4 protein-coding genes and 1 pseudogene are annotated in these 3,394 nt (G+C 73.2%); 2 read left to right on the forward strand and 3 right to left on the reverse strand.

The genetic code is table 11. The features are described 5' to 3' along the window. Positions 1-152 precede the first annotated feature (152 nt). A complete protein-coding gene (locus FPZ47_RS26920) occupies positions 153-935 on the reverse strand; it encodes a DUF2470 domain-containing protein (RefSeq protein ID WP_145039736.1) in 783 nt (260 codons plus the stop codon). A 98-nt stretch (positions 936-1,033) separates the two neighbouring features. Between FPZ47_RS26920 and pheA the strand changes: the two genes are divergently transcribed. Continuing rightward, a complete protein-coding gene (gene pheA, locus FPZ47_RS26925; protein WP_144956076.1) occupies positions 1,034-1,972 on the forward strand; it encodes a prephenate dehydratase in 939 nt (312 codons plus the stop codon). Further along, positions 1,969-2,655 carry a histidine phosphatase family protein gene (locus FPZ47_RS26930; protein WP_144956074.1) on the forward strand — a complete coding sequence of 229 codons (687 nt, stop codon included), beginning with the start codon at positions 1,969-1,971 and terminating at the stop codon, positions 2,653-2,655. The genes pheA and FPZ47_RS26930 overlap by 4 nt, the downstream gene beginning before the upstream one ends. Position 2,656: 1 nt before the next feature. Here the strand turns inward: FPZ47_RS26930 and FPZ47_RS26935 are convergent, their stop codons facing one another. Together FPZ47_RS26935 and FPZ47_RS26940 are read right to left on the reverse strand one after the other, a co-directional pair. Next, a complete protein-coding gene (locus tag FPZ47_RS26935; RefSeq protein WP_144956071.1) occupies positions 2,657-2,848 on the reverse strand; it encodes a hypothetical protein in 192 nt (63 codons plus the stop codon). Then, positions 2,845-3,266 (reverse strand): annotated as a pseudogene (locus FPZ47_RS26940) (metallopeptidase family protein). Before FPZ47_RS26940 ends, FPZ47_RS26935 begins: the two are co-directional and overlap by 4 nt. Positions 3,267-3,394 lie beyond the last annotated feature (128 nt).

Below are 3,394 nucleotides of genomic sequence, written 5' to 3' on the forward strand. Positions count from 1 at the left end.
GACCCGGCGGGACCGGCGCCCGGCCGGTACCGCGGCGCGCGGCGGCACGCGGCGGGGCCGGTGCACGGCGGATGACCGGGGACGGCTCCGGGTGGGCGTCCGGCGGTGTCCGGGGACGTTCCGGTGATCGGTCGCCGTTCACCTCCGACAATTTAGCGCCGGGCGCGCAACCCGTTGCCGAACGGGCAACCCATCAGCACCCGGATCGCCCGGCTCAGCCCGGACATGTCGTGCACCGGCTGGTGGAAGGGGAGCCGGACATCGCGGTCGCCGTCGTCGGCTTCGACGCGGAACCGGACGCCGTACCGGTCCAGCCCCAGGGGGCGGACCCGGCCGCGGCGCAGCGGTGCCGGCAGCCGGGACACCAGCCGGGCGATGACGTCGTTGTGCGCGGTGTCCAGGTGCCGCAGCAACGTCGATTCGATCTCGCAGAACGGGTCGGGCCGGGCGGCGAGCAGGTCCGTCACGCCGACGGCCTCGGCGCCGGTGGCGTCGGCGACCACCACCGAGGCGATCTCGAGCCGCAGCAGCGCATAGCGGGCGTCGTCCCCGCACGGCTGCGACCTGGGCGTGTGCACCTGCAGCAGCGCGGGATTCGGGTCCTCGGAGGCGATCAGGTCGAGCAGGCCGGTGACAGCGTAGGGCGGTACCCGCCGCACCCGGCCGCGCACCCAGACCAGCGACCGGACCGGTTCCCGCAGCGGCAGCGGCGCGTAGTCGGTGAGCTCCAGCACGGCCTGGGCCCCGCAGACGCCGCGGCCGGCCGGAACGGCCACGGCGAAGGACCCATCCGGCAGTAGATGGTGCACGGGCGTGGCGACCGCGACCTCGTACGCTTTGCCCTTCTCCAGGGCGAGCAGCGCGCCGCCGGCCCGGGCGCATGCGCTGCGGATCCGTTCGGCGGTCGTCGGCGCGGCGCCGGGCAACGGTGGCATCCGACCTCCTTGAAAGCTAATTAGGTAAGCCTAACTTAATTTAACGTGCGGGACACCGCAAGGCCGGCCGGTGGGTGAGCTGCCGTTAGGGTTTGGGTGTGGTCCGCATCGCATACCTCGGCCCCGAAGGCACCTTCACCGAGGCCGCGCTGCTGGAGATGACGGCGGCCGGCCTGGTTCCCGCGCAGCAGCCGGACCCGATGACGCGGCTCCCGATGGACAGCACGTCCGCCACGCTCGACGCCGTCCGCGACGGCGCCGCCGACTTCGCCTGCGTGCCGATCGAGAACTCGATCGACGGATCGGTGATGTCCACGCTGGACAGCCTGGCGATCGGTTCGCCGCTGCAGGTGTTCGCGGAGACAACCCTGGACGTGGCGTTCAGCATCGTCGTCAAGGCGGGCGTCGAAACGCCCCCCGCCGGCCCGGACGTGCGCACGCTGGCGGCCTTTCCCGTGGCCGCGGCGCAGGTGCGGCGCTGGCTGGACGCGCATCTGCCCGGCGCCGAGTTGCGCCCGGCCTACTCCAACGCCGACGCGGCGCGGCAGGTGGCCGACGGCCTGGTGGACGCCGCGGTGACCTCCCCCCTGGCCGCCGCCCACTGGGGCCTGGGTGTCCTGGCCCGCGGCGTCGTCGACGAGCCCAACGCCCGCACCCGCTTCGTCCTGACCGGTCCGCCCGGGCCGCCGCCGGCCCGCACGGGCGCGGACCGCACCTCGGTGGTGCTGCGCATCGACAACGCCCCCGGCGCACTGCTGGCCGCGCTGGCCGAATTCGGCATCCGCGGCATCGACCTCACCCGCATCGAGTCCCGGCCGACCCGCACCGAGCTGGGCACCTACCTTTTCTTCGTCGACTGCGTCGGCCATGTCGACGACGACGCCGTCGCCGAGGCACTCAAAGCGCTGCACCGTCGTTGTGCCGATGTGCGATATCTGGGTTCCTGGCCGACGGGCGCGGCCGCCGGGGTGGTGCCCCCGCCCGCCGACGAGGCGTCGCGCTGGCTGACGGGCCTGCGGGAAGGATGGCCGTCATGAGCGGGCGCCTGGTGCTGCTGCGGCACGGCCAGTCCTTCAGCAACGTCGACCGCAGGCTCGACACCCGCCCGCCCGGGGCGGAGCTGACGCCGCTGGGGCGCGACCAGGCCCATGCCTTCGCCCGGGAGTCGGGGCGCCCGGCGCTGCTCGCGCATTCGGTGGCGGTGCGGGCGTCGCAGACCGCCGAAGTGATCGGGGCCGCGCTCGACGTGACCGCGACCGAGGTCGCCGGCATCCACGAAGTGCAGGTCGGTGAGCTCGAGGGCCGCGGCGACGACGAGGCGGTGGCGGAGTTCAACGCCGTCTACGAGCGGTGGCATCACGGCGAGCTCGACGTCGGGTTGCCCGGCGGCGAGAGCGCCAACGACGTGCTGGACCGCTACGTGCCGGTGCTCACCGAGCTGCGCATGCGCTACCTCGACGACCACCAGTTCAGCGGCGACATCGTCGTCGTCAGTCACGGCGCGGCGATCCGCCTGGTTTCGGCGGTGCTGGCCGGGGTGGACGGAAACTTCGCGCTGGACAATCACCTGGGCAACGCCGAGGCGGTGGTGTTGGCCCCGATCACCGACGGGCGGTGGAGCTGCGTGCGGTGGGCAACCCTGACCCCGCCGTTCCAGCCCGAAGCCGAGGCCGCCGCCGTCGCCGACGCCGTGCGCTCGGGCACGGACCCGATGGGCTGACTCAGACGGCCAGCGCGACCGATTCGGCGCAACCGCAGCCGACGGCATCGCAGTCGATGACGAAGGTGTGCGGCAACAGTTCGGGGGCGCGACATTCCGGTTCGGTGCATTCCGACCCGTGCAGTGCATGGCGAATGAGGGTGCCGTGACAGTGCTCCAAGCCTGCCAGGCAGTCGCGGCATTCGTGGCTCATAAGGCGTTCATAGCATCCGGCGCCGACAAAGCCCCGGTGCCGCGCCCGGCGGCCCGACGCGGGCCCCTCAGCCCCAGCCCAGTTCCTCCAGCCGGTCGTCGTCGATGCCGAAATGATGCGCGACCTCGTGGATGACGGTGATCGCCACCTCCTCGACGACCTCGTCGTCGGACGCGCAGGCATCCAGCAGCGGCTCGCGGTAGATCGTGATGGCGTCCGGCAGCGAGCCGGCATAGTCGGAGTCCCGCTCGGTCAGCGCCACCCCCTCGTAGAGGCCGAGCAGTGCGGGGTCCTCGGGGTGGCGGTCTTCGACCAGGACGACGACGTTGTCCATCGCGGCGGTGAGCTCGGGCGGGATCAGGTCCAGCGCCGCGGAAACCAGCTCGTCGAACCGTTGCGGGTCCATCCGCGCGGGCATCCGCCTAGCCTCCCGGCGCGGCCTCGGCCGGCGGCGCCCCGCCCGCCCGCGGCGGCGGGGGCCGGGGGGCCGACGAAACCCAACCCGGCCAGCCCCCGGGCCCCAGCGGGGCCCACGGGGCCACACAC

This window comes from Mycobacterium helveticum (assembly GCF_007714205.1).
Classification (GTDB): domain Bacteria; phylum Actinomycetota; class Actinomycetes; order Mycobacteriales; family Mycobacteriaceae; genus Mycobacterium; species Mycobacterium helveticum.